We start from the raw sequence: 20,258 nt of genomic DNA on the forward strand, positions 1-20,258 counted from the left end.
TTTCCAAAGTATGGGGGCGTTATTTATCATGGTTTCTCACCAATGACACATCATCCACTTGGCAAGACGCATTGGCTATTCCTTCTGCCAGAAAACCAATTTCCACTTTTCCGGATTTGACAGCGATGTTCGTTATGAGAATCGTTTGCCATGCCGTGTTTTCCTCTTTAATGCCGTATTTGAATTGGTTTCCATCGCTTGTGGCATACATTTCCAGAGTGGTAAAACCATTGCCGTTCTTTACTTTGGCTGTCAAGGTATAAATTCCATCTTCCAGTTTTACATAGGGTGAAGATGAAATAGTTTGGGATATTTTTCGCTTGAAATTCACTTTGTCACTGATGTTCAGGCTTTTTTCGCCGATTACAAGCTTTCGGTCGTTTTCCGTGTTGAAATAATTCAAGACTGGTGAAGTGGCGTTGTCAAGTGAAATTTTGTTTCCTTGAATAATTTCTGTCGTCCAGCCCGTTAATGGCAATTGCACCGGTTTTACGGGACTTGGAATATGTCTTCGGTCTGCCTCAAAGCTGCCGTTTTTTACAAAATCATTGTCTTTGGCTACTTCCCATAAACCAGTTTGGGCGTCTAAATTCCATGAACCAAGCGAATTAAAATGAGGGGTTTTTCCATCAAATGAAATCGGAAACCATTGGTTGTAGCCTAATCCGTTTCCGGCTAAATTGGCCCATCGGTCTCCACAATACAGCACGGTTTCCTGTTGGCTGCCTTTGACATTGATGAAAAAACCGGTTTGGGTAACGTGTGCAAAATCATAGGAAACTCCATTCATGACCAACATTTCGTTGGTGGGAAGATAAGGCCCCCTGATATCATCGGCTACCAGATAATAGGCATAAGAAGCATCCCAACCGTAAATGTTGGAAGCAAACATATAATATTTGTTGTTGTACTTGAACATACAATTCCCTTCACGGCTTTCGCCCTTGAAAATTTGGGTACAGTCCAACAGATTGACTTTTCCTTCTTTGACGCCAATTTCGGAAACATAAATCTTGTTTCGTCCTTGTCCATACGAATAAATAAGATAGGATTTTCCACTGTCTTCATCGGTAAATACGGTTTGGTCGCCGGTATTGGTAGTCCCAATCATGGGTTCCATGTTTATTTTTTGGTGCCATGTAAAAGGACCCGTTGTTGAATCGGAAATGGCAATCAATACCTTGTTGCCGTGTTGGACAAACATCGCATATTTGTTCAATTCCTTGATGAAAGCCACTCCCAAACGACCCACCCAGGTTTTTCCAGACTTGTTGGTTTCGGCTTTGGTCAAAACATTCCCTTCAAACGTCCAGTTGACCAAATCAGTGGAACTGTAGCAGGTTACCGATTCAAAAGTCGCATTCGGTGGCGTAACAGACGGATTATTTCTATAGGTATCGGCTTCAGCGTAATGAACACCATACCAATAGTATTTTTTTACGCCCGTAGCTGGATCAGCGAATTTAAAAATGCCTCCGCCTTGACTGTTGATGGGTTGGCCGTCTTTGGTGTTCCAGAACACATCGTTTTTGATGTTTTGTGTCTGTGCATTTAGATTCCCCGTTTTTGTTACTCCCAAAACATAAATTAATACCGACAAGATTGCATTGAGTTTTATATTTTTCATTTTCCAATAGTTTGATGTGAACAGGCTTTTGACAGGATTATTTTCCAATAAATTCCACTATCTGTGATGCAATGATTTCCTGACCGGAGCCAGCCATGTGAATTCCGTCTTGTGCATAATAATCGAGTATGCCCAATAATGGATTGTATATGTCAATTACTTTAAAATTATATTGGGCTGCGACTGTTTTTAATTGAGGCAATAATGCCTGCAATCGTTCATTGCTCCCGGAATATTTATCCAAAATATTAGTTGTTCTGATGGGAGGTGGCGTTACAAAAAGGAATTTTGTTTTTGAGTTAGCTATGGAATGGCTTTTTATTTTATTCAGCAACTTGTCAAAGTTGGCCGCTACTTCATTTTGGTTGTCGGCAAATACTTTTTTGGTGTCGTTGGTACCTAAACAAACAATAATATAATCGTATTTTTTGTTTCCAATTTTCTGTTGTGCTTCATTCAAATAGTCATCTATGTTGTCCAATGCATTGAGGTCTTTTTTTCCAAGATTATCAAATCCAATGGTTCTGCCTCCTTTGGAAATATTGTAGATAAACGATTCCGGCATCATCTTTTTTAATTGGTCAACCCAACCATCTTTGTTGGCTCCATTGGAATCGCCGAGAGTTAAAATAGTATGCTTTAGCGATGTTGTGTTTTTGTGTGGTATTAATCCCAAAGCCTGGGGTATTTGCTCGTGACCACCCTCAAAAATGGTCAATTGAATGTTGTTGAATTTTCGAGAGAGATAGATGTTGCGATCAAATAATTTCTCTTCCTTGTTGTAGTTGGGGTTGAAACGTTTTGTTATCAAGTTAATGATTTCTTTTTCGGAGACAAGGTCGGAATCTGTTGCTGTTTTTGATGAAATTTCGTCAAGATTGGTAAGTCCGTATTTAAGTTCTCCAACTAAACGATTGTACATGTTGATGGAATGCGTAATTGGAACAGAGCCTGTATAACCATCGTGAATGCCTTCATAAATGTATAATTTGGCGTTTTTTCGTAATTCCTGTGGAAATTTTTGCAGCAAAGGAGAACGTTTTACAGCCTCTTTACTATTGAAAATGCTATCTGTTGATACCGCTTTGAAGATGTCGTCGGCATATTTTTGTTTGCGTCCAACAGATTCCCAGTACCAGGTTTCTAAATCGGAAATTGGCGCCCAGGCCGAAAAGGTTTTTACTGGATAATGAACATTCATGTAAGCAGCCAATGTGGCAAATCCTCCTCCCGAAACTCCTACAATATGTACCTCATTGGGGTCGGAATTTGTGTTTTTTAATGCAAACTGGATGGCATCTTCAATATCCGAAATAACCAGTTGACTTCCCATGGCTTCAGGTGTTTTATTTGCCCCCCTGAAATCGGGATGGATGTAATTCCAGTCCCGCGCCAGTATTTCTTTGGCAATAGGGTCTTTTTGGGTATAATCGGCACTCCAAGTATGAAGGCTTATTATTAATGGTTTGGGGGTTTTGCTTTTCGATGAATATAGGTATGCTTTTTGAGTTTTGTTGTCCACGGAAGAAGGTATTTCAACTTTTTGGAAAGCACTGTCCCAATTGTTTTTTGAAGTATCATCCCAAGTTGGATCTTTTTGTGCAAAAAGACTGGTCAATGTAAAAATAGTTGTTGCACAAACTACCAAAAAAATATTTACTGATTTTATCATAATTACAGACTACTTTGAATTCACAATATTTTGATGAAAATGTATTTGTTTTTTTCGTAAGTAAAAATAGGTTGTGCCGTTACAATTGCTATCCTGTGGCATCCTGTTTGTTTTTTATAAATTATGACAGATACTACAGGATACAGAAAAAAACAGAAAAAAGTAAATTTGTTTCTATTGTAAAATTTAAAACATAAAAATGTCTAGAATTAATACTTCCATTTTAAGAATTTGGATTAAAAAAAGTGTTTGTATCCTCTTTTTAATCAACACTTCTTTTTCATTTGCACAGCTTCAAGGAAAAGCGGATGCCATCTATTCCGGGACTCCTTGGTTCGATCAAAACGGAAACGTGGTGAGCGCACACGGTGCCAATATTGTCAAGGACAAAGATAAATTCTATCTTTTTGGCGAAGCCCATAGTGATGACAGCAATGCCTTTGCAGGATTTAACTGTTACTCGTCCAAAGATCTTTACAATTGGAAATTTGAAAAGGTGGCGCTTCCTTTGCAAAAGTCGGGTAAACTAGGGCCTAATAGGGTAGGCGAAAGACCCAAAGTGATGAAATGCCCAAAAACCGGAGAATATGTTATGTATATGCACGCCGATACTTTGACGTATAAAGACCAGTTTGTGGGGTACGCCACTTCAAAAACGATTACGGGGCCTTATCAATTTAAAGGGGCTTTGCTGTTTGACGGCAAACCGATAAAGAAATGGGATATGGGAACTTTTCAAGATACGGACGGTTCAGGCTACATTCTTATTCACGGCGGTGAAATTTATAAATTGGCAGATGATTACCATTCGGTTGTGGAGCAGGTGAATAAAAATATGACGACTGGATTTGAATCGCCTACAATGTTGAAAAAAGACGGTCTTTATTATCTTATTGGTTCACATCTTACTAGTTGGGAACGGAACGACAATTATTATTACACTTCCAATTCTGTCAAAGGGCCTTGGGAATCGAGAGGGATTATTGCTCCCGAGGGTTCCTTAACATGGAATTCACAATCGACTTTTGTGTTGCCAATTACAGGAACGCAGGAAACGACCTATATGTTTATGGGGGACAGATGGTCTTTTCCAAAACAGGCCTCTTCAGCGACTTATGTGTGGCAACCGCTTACAGTATCCGGGACATCGCTTTCTATGCCCACGTATCAGGAAGCGTGGCAAATCAACATTGCGACGGGAGTTGCATCGTCGATAAATTCAGCTGATAAAATCATTGAGAATACGGATAAATCAATTCAATACAGCGGGAATTGGAAACATCTGGATAATGCAGGCACATCGGAAAGCAGATCTGACGAGAAAGATGCTTCTTTTTCAATCCAATTCAGCGGTCAGCAAATTGCTTTATACACGTATGCGGGAACCGAAAATGGTTATGCCCGAATTGTGTTGTCCGACAAAAAAGGGAAAACAATAGTAACGTCTCTGGTTGATATGTATCGCAAGTCAGCTTTGTCGGCGCAAGTGTTTCGATCTCCTCTTTTGAAGAAAGGAGATTATAAGTTAACCGTTTATGTAACGGGGGAAAGATCAAAATGGTCCGATAAAAGAAAATCGGATTATGGAAGTACAGGAAATTTTATTTCTTTGGATAAAATAATAATTAAAAACTAAGTTTACCTGTTTATTCCCTAACAACCTTTACTATGAACAAATACGTTTACATCATAATCTTTCTTTGTTTTACGCCTTTTTTAAGGGGAAATTCTATAGATAGTCCGTTTAATCTTAGGACTTGCGACAAGGGAAAGCCTGCCGGAACAGAACAAAAGCCATTTTTTGGCTGGTATAACAGCAATGCCAAAGCCAATGAAATTCAGACCGCCTATCAGATAATTGTGGCTTCGAATCCGGAACTGTTGGCATCGGGAAAAGGGGATGTTTGGGACAGTGGCAAAATTATGTCGCGTATGCAAAATTATATCGACTTTGGCGGAAGTTCGCTTTTGCCCGCAACCCGCTATTACTGGAAAGTGCGCACTTGGGACAAAGCAGGAAATGCAAGCGCTTATTCTGACGCGACCTATTTTGATACCGGATTATTCCGTGCAGAAGACTGGAAAGGCTCGTTCTGGATTAAGCGTGAGAGCAAAGATACTAATGTATATACTTATTTTAGAAAGCAGGTTCAACTGTCTGGAAAAGCGGTAAAAAAAGCGATGGTTTACTTATCTGCTTGCCACAATTACGAACTGTATCTGAACGGAAAAGCCGTAGGGAAAGGGCTTGTTTACTCGTATCCTCAATATACCTATTACAATTCGTATGATGTGACGGCCTTGATGAGCAATAACACCACTATTTCGGCAATGACGCACTGGTACGGTGGAGGGCAGGGAAGAGCAAAGGGCGACAACCGATTTATATTGAAATTGATTGTTACGTATGCTGATGGTACAAAAGCGGTTTTTGGTACCGACAAAAGTTGGAAACAATCCGCAGTTGAGGTTTTCAATCCGAATACGAAACAAAGAGGTGGAGAAGGAGTAGGCTATCTTGACGTTATGGACAGCCGCAAGGAAATTGCAGGTTGGAACAGCCCAAGTTTTAATGACTCGGCTTGGCAAAATGCCGTTGAAATTGGTGAGCATCCATCGGGGGCGTTCACGGGAGAACTTAGACCTGAATTGAGCCAACTAAAGGAAAGAAAATTCAAACCTGTTTCGGTAAAAAATATAGGCAACGGCAATTACTTAATTGACCTTGGAAAAATCTATGCTGGTGTGCCGGAAATAGCTTTCAATGGCGGGAAAGCTGGAGACACGATAAAAATGAGAGGTGGTTTTGTCTTGAATCCTGACGGCACGGTTTCTGAAAAAATCAATCAGAGTACGAACCTTGCCTATTCTTTTGTGTTGAATGGCAAGAAAAGCGTATTCAAACCGGTAGTTTACTTCGGGTACCAATACCTGCAGGTAAACAATTCCCCTACAATACTGACGACAGAGAATGTTTCTTTTATCGAAAGATTCTATGAACTACAACCGGAACGTTCCCAATTTTCATCTTCAAATACTATGTTGGACAATGTTTGGGAATTGATGTCTCATTCGCTGACTCTTGGCGCACAAGAAAGTTTTGTGGATACTCCCACACGCGAAAAAGGAGGCTTTTTGGGAGACGGTTGGAGTATGGGAGTTTCGGCAATGAAGGTAATGGGCGACAGGGTGTTTAACCACAGGGTTTTGCTTCAGTTTTTGGATTCACAAGATCAATACTGGCCGGACGGAAGACTGAACGCCGTTTACCCCAATGTGGACGGCAAGCGTGATATTCCCGATTTTACACAGCAATATTTGTTATGGGCTTGGGATTATTATACGCAAACCGGAAATATCGAATTCCTGAAAACAAACTATCTGAAACTTAAAAAAGTGGCAGATTATGTTGATTCCTATAAAAATCCATCCACGGGATTGATTCACAAACTCGCCGGGGGCAGTGGTGGATACATTTACGGAATAATTGACTGGCCGGCAACGATGCGTTATGGCTACGATATGACTGCCGATGCCCGAACAGTGATTAATGCTTATGCTTATGCTGATTTTGACATTATGTCCAAAATAGCCGAAGTTACCGAAAACAAGACCGATGCCGATTCTTTCCGAGCCAAAGCAGTTTTGATTCGCGAAGCCATCAACAGTAAATTGATTAACCCGGAGGGAGTTTATATTGACGGACTGTTGGAAGACGGAAGCCAAAGCAAACACGTTTCCCAACACGCCAATATGTTCCCAATCGCATTGGACATCGCTCCGGAGAGCAATAAAAAAACAGTTCTTGATGCCGTAAAAGAACGTAAAATGAGCGTAGGGATGGTAACTGTCCGCTTTCTGCCACAGGCATTAGGACTTGCGGAAGAGGGAGACCATTTGTTGGAACTCTATACAAACCCGGTCTGGGACGGATGGGCAAAGACAATCTCAAAAGGAGGAACTGCAACCTGGGAATCTTGGGATGCACTGGAAACGAATCAAAGTATGTGTCATCCTTGGGGTACAAGCGGTCTTAATGGAATACAAGAATATATTTTGGGCGTAAAATCCCTAAAACCACAACACGAACGGATTCAGGTAAAACCGCTCGATTTCCACGGGAAACTGACAAATGTATCCGGTTCGGTGCCAACGGACAAAGGAGACATCCAAGTAACTTGGATAATAAAAGCGAAAACATTTCAATTGACGCTTAACAGTCCAAACAACGTTACGGCCGAGGTTTACATTCTAAAAGGCAGTTCAACTTCAAACGAAGTTACCGTTGACGGGAAAACTGTAACAGCGAAGCCAACAGGAAATTATTTGCTGATTGAAAATGTAGGCTCAGGGAAGCATATATTTGAGAAACAACTTTGATTTTAAATACATAAATAAGAACATAATGAAGAAGATTTTTAACCTGTTAATTTGCCTTGTTGGATTTTCGCAAATGACATTTTCGCAAAAAAGCAAAGCAGAGACCTTTCCTGACGGATCGGCAATTACTGCTTGGTTTACCGATTTCTCAAAAATTCAATTGAAAAATTTGGGTAAGCAATATACTGTTACCGATTATGGCGTTAGTAAAGACAGCACAAAAGTGCAAACCGTGGCCATACAGAAAATTATCGATAAAGCTTCGGCAAATGGAGGAGGAGTAATCGTGATTCCAAAAGGCGTGTTTTTGAGCGGAGCCTTGTTTTTCAAGCCAAAAACAAGTTTGTACGTTTCAGAAGGCGGAACCTTGAAAGGGTCTGACGATATTTCCAATTTTCCAATTATGGCATCCCGAATGGAAGGGCAAAACCTGGATTATTTCCCTGCTTTGGTCAATGCTTATGGAGTTGATGGTTTTTCCATTTCTGGAAAAGGAACAATCAATGGAAATGGTTTGAAATATTGGGAAGCTTTTTGGGCTAGACGCAAGGAAAATCCAAAATGTACCAATCTTGAAGTTTCAAGACCAAGATTAGTGTTTGTTTGGAATTCCAATAATGTGCAACTTCAAGACGTGAAATTGATCAATTCCGGTTTTTGGACGAATCATTTTTACAAATGCTACAATGTAAAAATGCTTGATTTGCATATTTCTTCTCCGCATACCGGTGTTAAAGCCCCAAGTACCGATGCCATAGACATTGATATTTGCACCAATGTACTCATAAAAGGATGTTACATGTCGGTTAACGATGATGCCATTGCATTAAAAGGCGGAAAAGGCCCTTATGCAGATCAAGATAAAAACAATGGCCCGAATAAAAACATTATTATCGAAGATTGCCGTTTTGGATTCTGCCATTCGACATTGACTAACGGTAGCGAATCTATTCATAACCGAAACGTGATTATGCGCAATTGCCAAATTGATGGAGCAACAAGAATGCTACATCTAAAAATGAGACCTGATACCCCACAACTATACGAGTACATCAGGGTGGAAAATATTAAAGGAGAAGCCAAAAATGCCCTTGTCATTTTAGGATGGAAACAATTTTTTGATTTGAAAGGTCGCCCCGATATTCCATTGTCATATGGAGACAATGTTACTTTAAAGAACATTGAACTTAAATGCGATAATTTTTACGTAGTGGAGAACGATCCAAATGTTCGTTTGACCAATTTCGCCTTTGAAAATTTGAAAATAGAATCTAAAAAAGCGGACATTGATAAAAGCTTGATAAAAGGTTTTACTTTCAAAAATGTTTTGGTGAATAATATGAAAGTGGAATAAATATACAATTCAAAAATGTATCATAAATGAGTAAAAGTTTTAATTCAAAACTACAGTTGTCCATCGCGTTGTTGTTTTGTTTTTTGATGTCTTATGGTCAAAAAATCCAAAAGAAACCAGTGGAAAAGCCCAATATTATCTTGATTATTGCCGATGATGCGGGATGGAATGACGTAGGCTATAATGGCTCGGAAATAAAAACACCCAATATTGACCGTTTGGCCAAAAATGGAGTGGTGCTGAACCGCTTTTATGCCAATCCAACCTGTTCGCCTACGAGAGCAAGCCTATTGACGGGAAGACCTTCAAGCCGAATGGGGATTGTTGCGCCAATAAGTGACAAGAGCAAAACAAAATTACCGGATTCGATACCTACCTTGCCCAAATTATTGCATCAAAACAAGTATGAAACGGCACTTATTGGAAAATGGCATCTGGGATTGCAACCCAGCAGTGGACCAAAAGCTTACGGATTTGATTATTCCTATGGCTTTTTGCACGGACAAATCGACCAATATACCCATAAATATAAAAATGGGGACGAGAGTTGGTACAGGAACGGCGAGTTTATTGTGGAGGAAGGACACGCGACTGACTTAATTACCCAGGAAGCAATCCAATGGATTTCGGAAAAAAGAGATGCAAAGAAAAATTTCTTTTTGCAAGTAGCCTATAGTGCGCCACACTTTCCTTTGCAGGAAGAACAAAAATGGAAAGAGCCTTACATGCATTCCATAAAGAACAGTTCGCGGAGAGATTATGCCGCCGCAATGAGTCACATGGACAACAGCATTGGCTTATTGCTGGATAAATTGAAACAGGAAAATCTGGATAAAAACACCTTGATTATTTTTATGAGCGATAATGGCGCCATGGAGAATTGGGATTCCAAAGGCGAATACAATGATGTTCATCCTTCGAATGACAGACTTGGCGACAACACACCGCTCAGGGATTGGAAAACTTCCAATTATGAAGGTGCCATCAGGGTTCCGGCCGTATTTTATTGGAAGGGACATCTGAAAATCCATAAAAATGAAAGTTATATTTCGGTCATAGACCTGTTGCCCAGCTTTTTGTTTTTGGTTGGTGATAAAAATCTTCCACAAAGTATTGAGGGAAAAAATGTTTGGTCGGCCATTTCAGAAAACAAGGCGATTCCCAATCAAGAAATTTACGTAAGAGGTCATTTGCAGGAAAGTTTGATACAAAAACCTTGGAAAATAATTAGAACCCGACATCTTGCCATTCCTGCCGATTATGAATTGTACAACATCGAAAAGGATTCTGAAGAAAAGAATAACCTGATTTTGCAAAACGGAGCTTTAGCCGAAAAAATGAAAATCGCCCTTGAAAACCAGTTTAAAAAAGATGCCAAAGAAGTTAATTTGGATAGAATTAAATAAGATTATGTACATTTAGAACTACAAGAGTCTAGTTTTTTGTCAGATCTAGCGCAGTCGAGATGCTATAAAGGTTCTCTATTGCGCTAGATGTGACAGAAAATATCTCTTTTACAAACCCGAATACCCTTTTAAAAACGTTACTTTTTTCGACACTTCTTTAATCCATTCTCTTGCCATTAAGGTATGAAAAGGAACGGTGGGATGAATGCCGTCCCAAATCCAATACTCGGCCGGGGCTTTCTTTATTGCTCTTTCTAAAACCTGCGGGAAGTTGACCAAAACAGCATTGTATTCCTTTGCCAATTTTTGAATACAATCGGCTTTTTCGATAGTGGCTTTATTCCAATCCTCGAAATCAGCAATTCTTTTTCCAACAGGAGCCACAAAAGGCAAACACAAAACTAGCACTGTTGCCGAATTGGTTTTCATCGAATCTAAAATCAATTTGCGGTATTTATTTTCGAATTCTGCACTATTCAAGGCTGTTGGTTTTTTGTCTATTTCGGAAGCAACATCATTGATTCCAACCAAAATACTGATGACATCCGGATTCAAATCCAAAGCGTCGTTTTGCCATCGTTTTTCTAAATCGGATATAGTGTTTCCGCTAATTCCCTTATTGATGAAATGATGATTGTCCTTGCAGAAATCGGCTCCAATACAGCTGGCAATACTATAAGCATAACCGTGACCCATAATGTGATTTGGGTCTGCATTTCTTCCTCGATTGCCGTCGGTTATGGAATCTCCTTGAAATAAAAAAGTAAAACTTTTGTTTTCTGGATTGGAATCATAAGGGCTTGAAGCCCTCAATACTTCCGGTAAATGCATTGCCATTAAAGTCACTAAAGCTGACTTTTTTATAAAATTACGTCTGGTGTTTTCAGCCATTTTTACAAAATTATAATTTTTATCTAAAATATCATTATGTGTTCTGGTTATCTAAAATAATAACTGCTATTCTTTAGCCGTTTCCGGTAAAAGCGAGTAGGGCACAGGGTTGTTTTTATTCAAGTTGAGGTAAAAATAATCCAATGCCACTCCTTCGTCAATCATGTAGATTTTTAGGGTATTCGTTCCTTTATTGGTTGATTTAAGGGCGATTTTTTTGGCCGCTTTATTCGACAATACGTTTTGTTTCCACTCTTCACTTCTGCCCTGAGTTACAAAATCGACTATCTGGATGGGCTCCTCATTCCATTGTACTCCAACACGAACTCCTTGTTTTGTGGTGCTCGGCAGAGTAGGTACGGAATACAAAATTAATTCTGGATTTGAAAAAGCATCCGGATTTCCCAAATTAATTTGATACTCAAGACGTGGAGCAACTTTGGCCAAATTATCTGTTTGTAATGCCGCTGTAGCCATTGGATAGGCTTGCATCGCGGCTTTACTGTATCCTAAACCATCAATTTTTTCCCATTTGTATGGATTCTTGTTCTGGATGGAACTGTAATTTTGGGCATAAATAACGACTTTGTCTTCCATTGCGATGAAGGATTTTTTGGGAAGATCAATCGAATTAACATCAATGTTGAGGTTTATCGATTTTATTTTATTGCCGTAATTGATGGTAAACTGCGTGCTTTTTGGTTGTTTTTTGTTCCATTTATTCCAATCGATGCTGATTTGGATTCTTTCATTATTGCTTTCGTTGGCATTCAAAACACCGCTCTTTTTATTGGCAATAACCCAATCAGGAAGGTTTTGTAATTTCCACGATACAACTTCGGCTTTCTTCAGAAAAATATCGATGAAATGGGAAGTATTCGAGTTGTGGGAATAAGTAGGTAATTTACTGTCTTGAATGCTTGAATCGGTTTCGTTTTCCACCAAAATGCCCACTGAATCAGCGCTTTCAGTTTGCAAAGGAGTTTCAATTGTCGGCATCTGAAAAACGGGTAAATTTCTTGGACTCATGTCCATCATGCCGTTCCACCTTCCATTGGCTACTTGATTGTATTCTTGGGTAATTGATTTTATTTCATTGAACGCATTCTCAGATTTCAAGGCATATTCCTTGGCATTCAAACGTCCTTGTTTTCCGTATATATTGGCTTTGTCGGCATACAAAAACTTTTTGTTCATCAACGAAGCGGCTTTAGCTGGATAATAAACCAATTGGAAATAACTGTCTTGCAAGTCTTTTGGCAATTTGTCTTTTAGGAAACCAACTTGATTTTCCAAATTTTGGTACTTGTTGATGCGGGTTTGGTTTTCATCCCCAAAATAGAACGGATTGTAGGCCGTTTGTTTGGTTTTTGTGGTCGGTTCTGTTTGGCTCCAACCCATAAATTCGGGTTTTCTTTCAAAAGCCAAATCGAAATAGTCCCATTTCAAGTCGGCAATCGACTTTCCATAAGTTTTTCCAAAAATCGACGAATAAAAAGTACTCATGTGTTTTTTGACATTGGATGCATCCTCAAAAGAATTTGCATCATAACCCATATCCAAAAAAAGCTGGGTCGAATATTCGATGGCTTTCAAATCGCCCACATTCAGAATCCAGATTTCTTTGCAATTGGCTTGATAGGCTTTCATCATTTCTTCCCTTAACAAGGCAGGATGAACCGATTCTACCCAAAGATAATCGTGTGGTCTTCCCCAATAGGAAGCGTGATAATACACGCCGCCACCGCCTGAACGCTTTTGTTCTTGCTCGTTGCTCAACCTTCGGATGTAGCCATAGTTGTCGTCTGTCCAGACCAAAGTCACGTCATCCGGAACCTGCAAACCTTCCTCATACAAATCCAAGACTTCTTTGTAAACCGTGAAGGCTTGCGGGACTTTGGTCGCATCAGGATTGATGTGGGTTTCAAACAACTTTCGTTGGTCTTTTATGATTTGTTTTAATAATTCCGCTCCTTCTTTGTTGGTTTTTACCCCTTCCATTTTGCTGTCGTGCACGCCACGCATTCCAATGGTGTAAATGGCATCGACATTCTTGCTTTCTTTTACTCGGTCTTCCCAATATTTATATACGTTGTCTCGATTGGAAACATAATTAAAATGACCCATTTCTTTTTCTTTCCATTCGTCCACATTGTTGCGCAACATCGGTTCTGCGTGAGAAGTTCCCACCACAATTTGATAAGTCTCGGCTATTTTGGCATTTCCGGGGATATTAAAAAAAGCCGTCGTTCCTTCGTGCATTGCCGGCCAAATGGTGTTGGCTTTCAAGCGCAACAACAATTCAAATATTTTGGCATAGGTTTTAGGACCAATATTGCCCACTTCAGGTTCAAAAGTTTTTGCCGCCCAAGGTCGTAATCCCCAATCTTCATCATTCAGGAATATTCCCCTGAATTTTACAGATGGTGCTTTGGATTGAAATAAATTTTGCGAAAGCACCAATTCGTTTTGTTGGACTACAGGCACGTCTGACCACCAATACCAAGGGGAAACCCCCATTTTTTCAGACAAGTCAAAAACCCCGTAAGCAGTTCCTCTAGGATTTGTTCCCGCGATAATAAATGCTTTTTTAATTTTGGAGGTTGGCTTGTCAATAACTTTGTAGAGGTAACTTTCCCATTGCTTTTCGAATCCATCTTTTATCGTTTTTTTGTCAATAAAAGTGTTGACGAGTTTTGAAGCAATAGTTCCAATTACAATTACGTTCCCTTCAACTTCACTAATATTTGTTACAACTTTAGGTTTGTAATGGGAAACTTTATAGATGTCTTCTGCCAAAAGATGGGATGCTATGGAATCAAGTGAAGTTCCTTCTTTATCGTATAAAATTATTGCTTGATGCTTCTTGGAATATATTTCGAAAGCTGGAAGTGTTTCCTTTTTTGCAAAATCCGTTTTTGGGAAAGCGGTTTGGCTGACCAACATCAAACTTAACAGTTGTAATAAATATTTCATGCTAAAAAAATTAATTATTTTGAATTGATTGTAATTGAAGCCGATGGTATTCCGACTGATGAAACGGTTAATTCTGTTTTACCCGACACTTTGCCGGCCCTGACAATTGCCATTGCCCTGCCTTTGAAAAGTGATGGCTCCAGCGACCCAAAACTGGCCATATCGGTTGGTGCAGCATTTCCTGAACCAATTATTTTTCCGGAGCCTTCACAACCAATCTTGATTTTCTGGTTGGCATCAAGAACGACATTTCCGTTTTTATCGACCAATTCTATTAAAACATACGAAAGATCTTGACCATCAGCCTTTATGGTGGCGTGGTCGACAGTCAATTTTATGGCTACTGGATTACCAATAGTTTGCAAAATTGTGCTGGCACCTTCTTTGTTTTGATTGACTTCTACCGCCATGAGCGTACCTGCTTTATACGGCACTTTAAAACTTGATTTATATTGGCTGTTGGTTTCTTTCTCTGCGATCAATTGATTGTTCAAATATAATCTAACTTTTGCAGCTCGGGAATATACATTTACATTTAATTCTTTGTTTTCCATATTGGGAAAAGTCCAGGACAATGATTCTTCAGGCCAACCCCAAAAACTCACTTTTTTAGTTTTTCCTTCAGCAACCGGTAATTCTACTGCCATACTGATGTTTTTTTCTCTCCAAAGGATGTCTCTGTAATAAGATTGGGGTTTCTTTATACCAATCAAATCAATATCGCCACACCATCCATTATACCAAGGCCATCCCATAAACTGGTGCACATTTTCCTGGGGGGCAACCTCGGTAGAGTTTCCTATACCAGATTCTCCCAAATAATCTATGGCAGTCCAGATAAAATCGCCAATCACGTAAGGTAATTTTTCAACTTTGTCCCAATTTTCAGAAGCTTCAGTGGCTACACTTTCGCTACCGAACATCAGCTTGTCGGGATTTTTGGCATGTTCTTCTTCATAAAAACGCCACATATAGTTATAACCCGATATATCTAAATTTTTAAAAGCATTTTCTAAAGATAGCATTACAGTTTTTTCTTTATTCCAATATTTATTGACACCTGCCGTAATAAGTCTGGAACTATCATATTTTAGAATTTCGTTCCTTAAATACAATGAAATTTCAACGCCACTTTTGGAAATTCTTTCCGGGATTTCGTTTCCGATACTCCACATAATTACCGAAGGATGATTCCTGTCCCTCAACACAAAAGAACGAATGTCTTTGGCACTCCATTCCTCAAAATAAAGGTGATAATCATCCGGATTTTTCTTGTTTTTCCATTGGTCAAATGCCTCATTGATAACCAACATCCCCAATCGGTCACAGGCATTCAAGAAACTTTCCGACATGGGATTATGGGAAGGTCTTACAGCATTAAATCCGTTCTTTTTCAATAATTCTATTTTGCGTTCTTCGGCACGGTCAAAAGCCGCCGCTCCCAAAAGTCCGTTGTCATGATGCACACAGCCTCCTTTCAACAAGGTCTTCACACCGTTCAATTTAAATCCTTCGGTGGCAGAAAAATCCAGTGTTCGGATTCCAAATGGAATGCATAATTCATCAATTTTGTTTTTTCCTTTCCAAAGAGAGATTTGTACTGTATATAAATTTGGAGTAGTAGTTGACCACAAAGAAGGATTCTCAACATTTATGGCAAAAGGAACTACTTTATTTTCAGCGGCATTTATGCTGACTTTTTGTGATGCTTTTACAACAGCTTTTCCCTTTGGAGAAATCCACTCGGTTACTATTGCCAAATCTTCATTTTTGCCATTTCCTCCCACTATTGTAGTTGAGAAATCAATTTTGGCCTGACCATTTTCAACCTTTTTTGTGGTTATGAAAGTTCCCCAATCATCCAGATAAGTTGGCGATGTATGCAACATCCAAACATGGCGATAAATTCCGGAACCGGAATACCAACGGGAGTTCTTGCCTTCATTGAGTACTTTTACGGTAACAACGTTCTGCTGACCCACAGGATTGCAATAGTTGGTAATATCAAATCTAAAGCTGGTATAACCATAAACATTATTGCCCACTTTATGCCCATTTACCCAAACCTCGGCCTGATTGTAAACACCTTCAAAATACAATTCGTGTCGTTGTGATTTATTTTCAGCTGAAATGGTGAATGTTTTGCGATACCATCCTTCACCTCCCACAGTTTGCCCCGTGGCGTGACCTCCCACGCTTGCCCTGCTGAAAGGACCTACAACCGAGTCTTTTTTTTGGTTGGGTAAAGGTTCAATACTCCAATCGTGCGGTAAATCCAATACTCTCCAAGAACTGTCATCATAATTGGGTTGTTCGCCATTTTTCACGCTCCCTTTATAGAAATGCCAATCGTTGTCAAACAATACTTTTCTTGAATGATTATTTTCAAGAGTTTTTTGGGAATATATATTAATGGAATTGATTAAAAATGCAGCATACAAAATAAAATATGCAGTGTTTTTTAGCTGAATATTTTTCCAAAATAATTTATTCATAATTGTTAATTTCATTTTAATAAAAAAGGGGGTTAGTCAGAGCCTGTAGAAAACTTTTTGTTATACTTCCGCACAATACACCACCTTCTCGCGTTATTATGGCTGCTTTTTTTCCTTTGATGCTAAATGATTGATTCATATTGTGTTTTTTGATTTTGTATGAACAAATTTAAGTATATGTAACACTAATTTTATCGCCTAAATTTGCATAAGATGATTCTATTTTTGCAAAATGAAAATATTAGGATTGAATCGCCGTGATTTCGAAGAAAAGACTCTAATTAACTCATTGGATGTAATTCGTAAATTTTTTATTAAACACATAGAAATATAGACTTTAATTAAAAAAAGAAAGCCAAAAAGAAATATATTTCTTTCACATTGAGTATACTATGTGTGTTTCAAATAAGTGAATAGCCTCTTTTTGAGCTACACTTTTTTGAACAAACAACAGAAGAAACAAAAACGACAGGATGGTGTTTTTTATATTATGATTTAAAACACGCGCACAGTTAAAATTTGTTATTGAGATTTTTAGATGATTAGAAATATCTTGATTTAACGCACACCATCAAATTAAAAACAACCTAAATCGGGAGCTTTTCCTTTAAAAGGGAATCCAATATCGGTTCCTGCGTTTATCAATTTACTTGAGGGAGCCAATTTCAAAAAGTGGGTATTGGGAAGACTGCCGTCGGCTTGTCTTGGCGCTGTCAACAAAGCTTCGTCCAAACTTAGAAAATCAGCCGTAGTTACGGTTAGATTGAGGTCAAAATAATTATTTTTCAATACGCAACGGGATTTGTCAATGTTTGCTAATTCCTTTACTTTCGCTGCAAACCCCAAGTTGTTGGCCATTTCGTGATTCCAACCTGGTCCATCAGTGCCAAAATCGGTTGGGTTCAACGCCAAACAGTTCAGCATGTCATAGTTTACCCTGTTTTTGTAGGCCGTATTATTGTGCCAATAATTTCCTTCCAGATGATGATTGGCATAAAAACCACCTTGCTTGTTTCCAACTGCCAAACAAAAACGGACCGTGTTTTTTGGGATGGGCGTGTAATTGGCAACAACATCGTCATAAGGTTTTCTTCCTTTGGCATAGCCACCGATTTTAAATCCATTTCCGTCACCACGACTCACAAAATCAGGAGAGTATCCATTGTAAAAAGCCCAGCAATTTTCTATTACGACAGCTTCGGCATTATTGATTAAATCGTATCCATCATCGCTGTTGAACCAAGCCCGGCAACCCCTGAAAATATTATTGACACTTCCTTTTTTAAGATGTGCGCCAAAACCATCCGTATTTCCTCCTTTTGCTCCTTCTGAAACCGAATCCCAGTTGTTGTACGCATCACAATTTAATATGAGATTATGGGAACCGGAAAGCATGTAAACTCCAATAGCCATTCCGTCGTGCATTTTGATTTGTTCCAGTGTATTATGGCTACCTAAAACTTCGAAACATTCGGATTGGGTATGCCCCGTTATGGTTACCTGAACGCCTGTTACTTCAATGCCTTTAACGTGAATATTATCTCCTTTGACCAAAAAAGCAACAACGCGATACTTGGCAGGTTTGACTTTTTTGTAATCAAACACGGGAGTTTCGTTAGGGAAAGCCAAATAGCTGATTCCGTTTTTATCCAGTTGAGTTACATAAGCATAGGCACGTTGATAGCTCGCGATTTGATCTTCCCTCATCGAATAAAGACCGCCCCTGATGTAAACGGTATCTCCGGAACTGGCTAATTCCTGTGCTCTTTTGATGGATTCAACGGGTTTGTCTTTGGTTCCGATATTAGAATTTTTTCCATTTGGAGCAACATAATAATCTTTTCCATAGGAAAAAATACTGGTTAAAAAGAGTACAGTGATTATAAAAATATTTTTCATCTATTGGTGGTTGTACTTTTTATTTGGATTCTTGCTTAGAATCGTTTTTTGGAATCTCAATATAGTCTTTCAGGGCACATTCCTTTATTTTTTTGAGGCTTTCGGCTGCTGTAAGTGCGTTCAGATTAGCTCCTTCAAGACCGGTATGGGTGTGGTCTTTTGGAAAAAATGCTTTCACGGTTTCTTTGCCCAATGCTTCGTATTTCAAGGCCACGATTTCGTTTAAATCGATAAAAAAAGCGTCTGTATTTGCTGCTGCAATTTTCGACCATCCGCCATAAGAATCGGCTCTGCGTTCCACTTTGTCGTTCGGCCATTCGTTTCTTGGGGTTTGGCTCAAAACGATTGGAATCGCTCCTTTTTCTTTCGCTTCTTTGACGAATTTTTCCATATACCAACCAAAAGTATGCACGGTTTCGGTTAAACTGTCGCGAACCACAACTTGAGTTTCATTGCCGTTTCCTTTTAGGGAACCCCTGAATTTTTCTTTGTCAACCGCACCGGCATCGTTATGACCAAATTGAATTAGTATAAAATCGCCCGGTTTCAATTGATTTTTTACCGCTTCCCACAATCCTTCTTTGACAAAAGTTCGGGTGCTTCTTCCGCCACGGGCTTTGTTGATGACTTCAATTCTTGTGGTGTCGCAATATTTAGGAAACTCAACTCCCCAGCCAACTGCATTAGGATTGTTGCCATTATTTGCCATAGTGGAATCGCCGATCAAATAGACTTTTTTCTTGGCTGGCAATACAATTTTTGGGTTTTTCAGAACGTAATTTTTCAGGGAGTTGTCGCTTTTTTTCAATTCACTGATAATTACCGAAGCCGAAAGTACGGCTCCCTTTGCGGAAGTGTGAGTGTGGTCTCGTTTGTAGAAATAGGTTCCGGTTACTTTTGCTTCACCCAATTTCTCCATTTCGATGGCCATGTTATCGTTCAATTCGATAAAAGTCACCTTCTCTTGTTCAGCTATTTGCTTTGCCCACAAACCGTAAGATTTGTTGTTGCGAGGCACTTTTCCTTCCTTCCAATCGTTTCTTGGAATAGGAGAACAAATAATTGGAATTGCGCCTTTGGATTTGGCTTCGCGCACTACTTTTTGGATATACCATCCGTAAGTGTGCACTGTTTCGTGTTTTTTGGTCAACATATTGTCGATTTCCTGGGTTTCATTCCCAATGCCTTTGATGGTTCCCCTGGCTCTGGAATCATCATTCAATGGGCCGTCATCGTTATGACCAAATTGGATCATCACGTAGTCTCCTTTTTTAAGTTTTTTGAAAACTACGTCCCATAAACCTTTGTCTTGAAAAGTTCGGCTGCTGGTTCCGCCCAAAGCGTGGTTTTCAAGCCTAACTTTAGTCGTGTCCAAAAACTGGCCGATGTAATCTCCCCAGCCCCAAAGTCCGCCAGATCCGTCTCCTCTGCCATTTTTTACGGTGGAATCGCCTACGGTATAAACGGTTGGTTTGTCTTGCTTTTTGTCTGCAAAATTGAAAAACAAGAATGACAAACAAAGGATTGAAAGTATTTTAATTGCCTTCATAGTATAATG

The 20,258-nt window shown here is 39.3% G+C and carries 11 protein-coding genes; 4 read left to right on the top strand and 7 right to left on the bottom strand.

The window, feature by feature from the left end; genetic code table 11:
• Positions 1 to 19: 19 nt before the first annotated feature.
• Both BUC16_RS06605 and BUC16_RS06610 read right to left on the bottom strand, forming a co-directional pair.
• Positions 20 to 1,627 carry a family 43 glycosylhydrolase gene (locus tag BUC16_RS06605; protein ID WP_073369507.1) on the bottom strand — a complete coding sequence of 536 codons (1,608 nt, stop codon included), beginning with the start codon at positions 1,625 to 1,627 and terminating at the stop codon, positions 20 to 22.
• A gap of 37 nt (positions 1,628 to 1,664) precedes the next feature.
• A complete protein-coding gene (locus BUC16_RS06610; protein ID WP_084546112.1) occupies positions 1,665 to 3,299 on the bottom strand; it encodes an SGNH/GDSL hydrolase family protein in 1,635 nt (544 codons plus the stop codon).
• Between the two features lie 199 nt (positions 3,300 to 3,498).
• Between BUC16_RS06610 and BUC16_RS06615 the strand changes: the two genes are divergently transcribed.
• From BUC16_RS06615 to BUC16_RS06630, 4 genes are read left to right on the top strand one after another with little or no spacing between them, the layout of a single operon-like run.
• On the top strand, positions 3,499 to 4,935 hold the full coding sequence (locus tag BUC16_RS06615; protein ID WP_073369120.1) for a family 43 glycosylhydrolase: 1,437 nt from the start codon (positions 3,499 to 3,501) through the stop codon (positions 4,933 to 4,935).
• 32 nt (positions 4,936 to 4,967) lie between these two features.
• On the top strand, positions 4,968 to 7,679 hold the full coding sequence (locus tag BUC16_RS06620; protein WP_073369122.1) for a family 78 glycoside hydrolase catalytic domain: 2,712 nt from the start codon (positions 4,968 to 4,970) through the stop codon (positions 7,677 to 7,679).
• A gap of 25 nt (positions 7,680 to 7,704) precedes the next feature.
• Positions 7,705 to 9,033, top strand: a complete 1,329-nt coding sequence (locus BUC16_RS06625) for a rhamnogalacturonidase (RefSeq protein ID WP_073369124.1) — start codon at positions 7,705 to 7,707, stop codon at positions 9,031 to 9,033.
• A gap of 26 nt (positions 9,034 to 9,059) precedes the next feature.
• Positions 9,060 to 10,439 (top strand): sulfatase-like hydrolase/transferase, encoded by a 1,380-nt coding sequence (locus BUC16_RS06630; RefSeq protein ID WP_073369126.1) that lies wholly within the window; start codon positions 9,060 to 9,062, stop codon positions 10,437 to 10,439.
• A 108-nt stretch (positions 10,440 to 10,547) separates the two neighbouring features.
• Here the strand turns inward: BUC16_RS06630 and BUC16_RS06635 are convergent, their stop codons facing one another.
• The 5 genes from BUC16_RS06635 to BUC16_RS06655 form a co-directional block, all read right to left on the bottom strand.
• On the bottom strand, positions 10,548 to 11,330 hold the full coding sequence (locus BUC16_RS06635; protein WP_084546113.1) for an SGNH/GDSL hydrolase family protein: 783 nt from the start codon (positions 11,328 to 11,330) through the stop codon (positions 10,548 to 10,550).
• Positions 11,331 to 11,396: 66 nt separating this feature from the next.
• On the bottom strand, positions 11,397 to 14,306 hold the full coding sequence (locus BUC16_RS06640; RefSeq protein WP_073369128.1) for a glycosyl hydrolase 115 family protein: 2,910 nt from the start codon (positions 14,304 to 14,306) through the stop codon (positions 11,397 to 11,399).
• 14 nt (positions 14,307 to 14,320) lie between these two features.
• Positions 14,321 to 16,801 (bottom strand): glycoside hydrolase family 2 TIM barrel-domain containing protein, encoded by a 2,481-nt coding sequence (locus tag BUC16_RS06645; protein ID WP_084546122.1) that lies wholly within the window; start codon positions 16,799 to 16,801, stop codon positions 14,321 to 14,323.
• A 576-nt stretch (positions 16,802 to 17,377) separates the two neighbouring features.
• Positions 17,378 to 18,700, bottom strand: coding sequence for a right-handed parallel beta-helix repeat-containing protein (locus tag BUC16_RS06650; protein ID WP_073369130.1), 1,323 nt, complete (start codon positions 18,698 to 18,700; stop codon positions 17,378 to 17,380).
• Between the two features lie 19 nt (positions 18,701 to 18,719).
• Complete coding sequence (locus tag BUC16_RS06655) at positions 18,720 to 20,249, bottom strand: rhamnogalacturonan acetylesterase (RefSeq protein ID WP_073369132.1); 1,530 nt, start codon at positions 20,247 to 20,249, stop codon at positions 18,720 to 18,722.
• Positions 20,250 to 20,258 lie beyond the last annotated feature (9 nt).

This window comes from Flavobacterium fluvii (assembly GCF_900129545.1).
Taxonomy (GTDB): Bacteria; Bacteroidota; Bacteroidia; order Flavobacteriales; family Flavobacteriaceae; genus Flavobacterium; species Flavobacterium fluvii.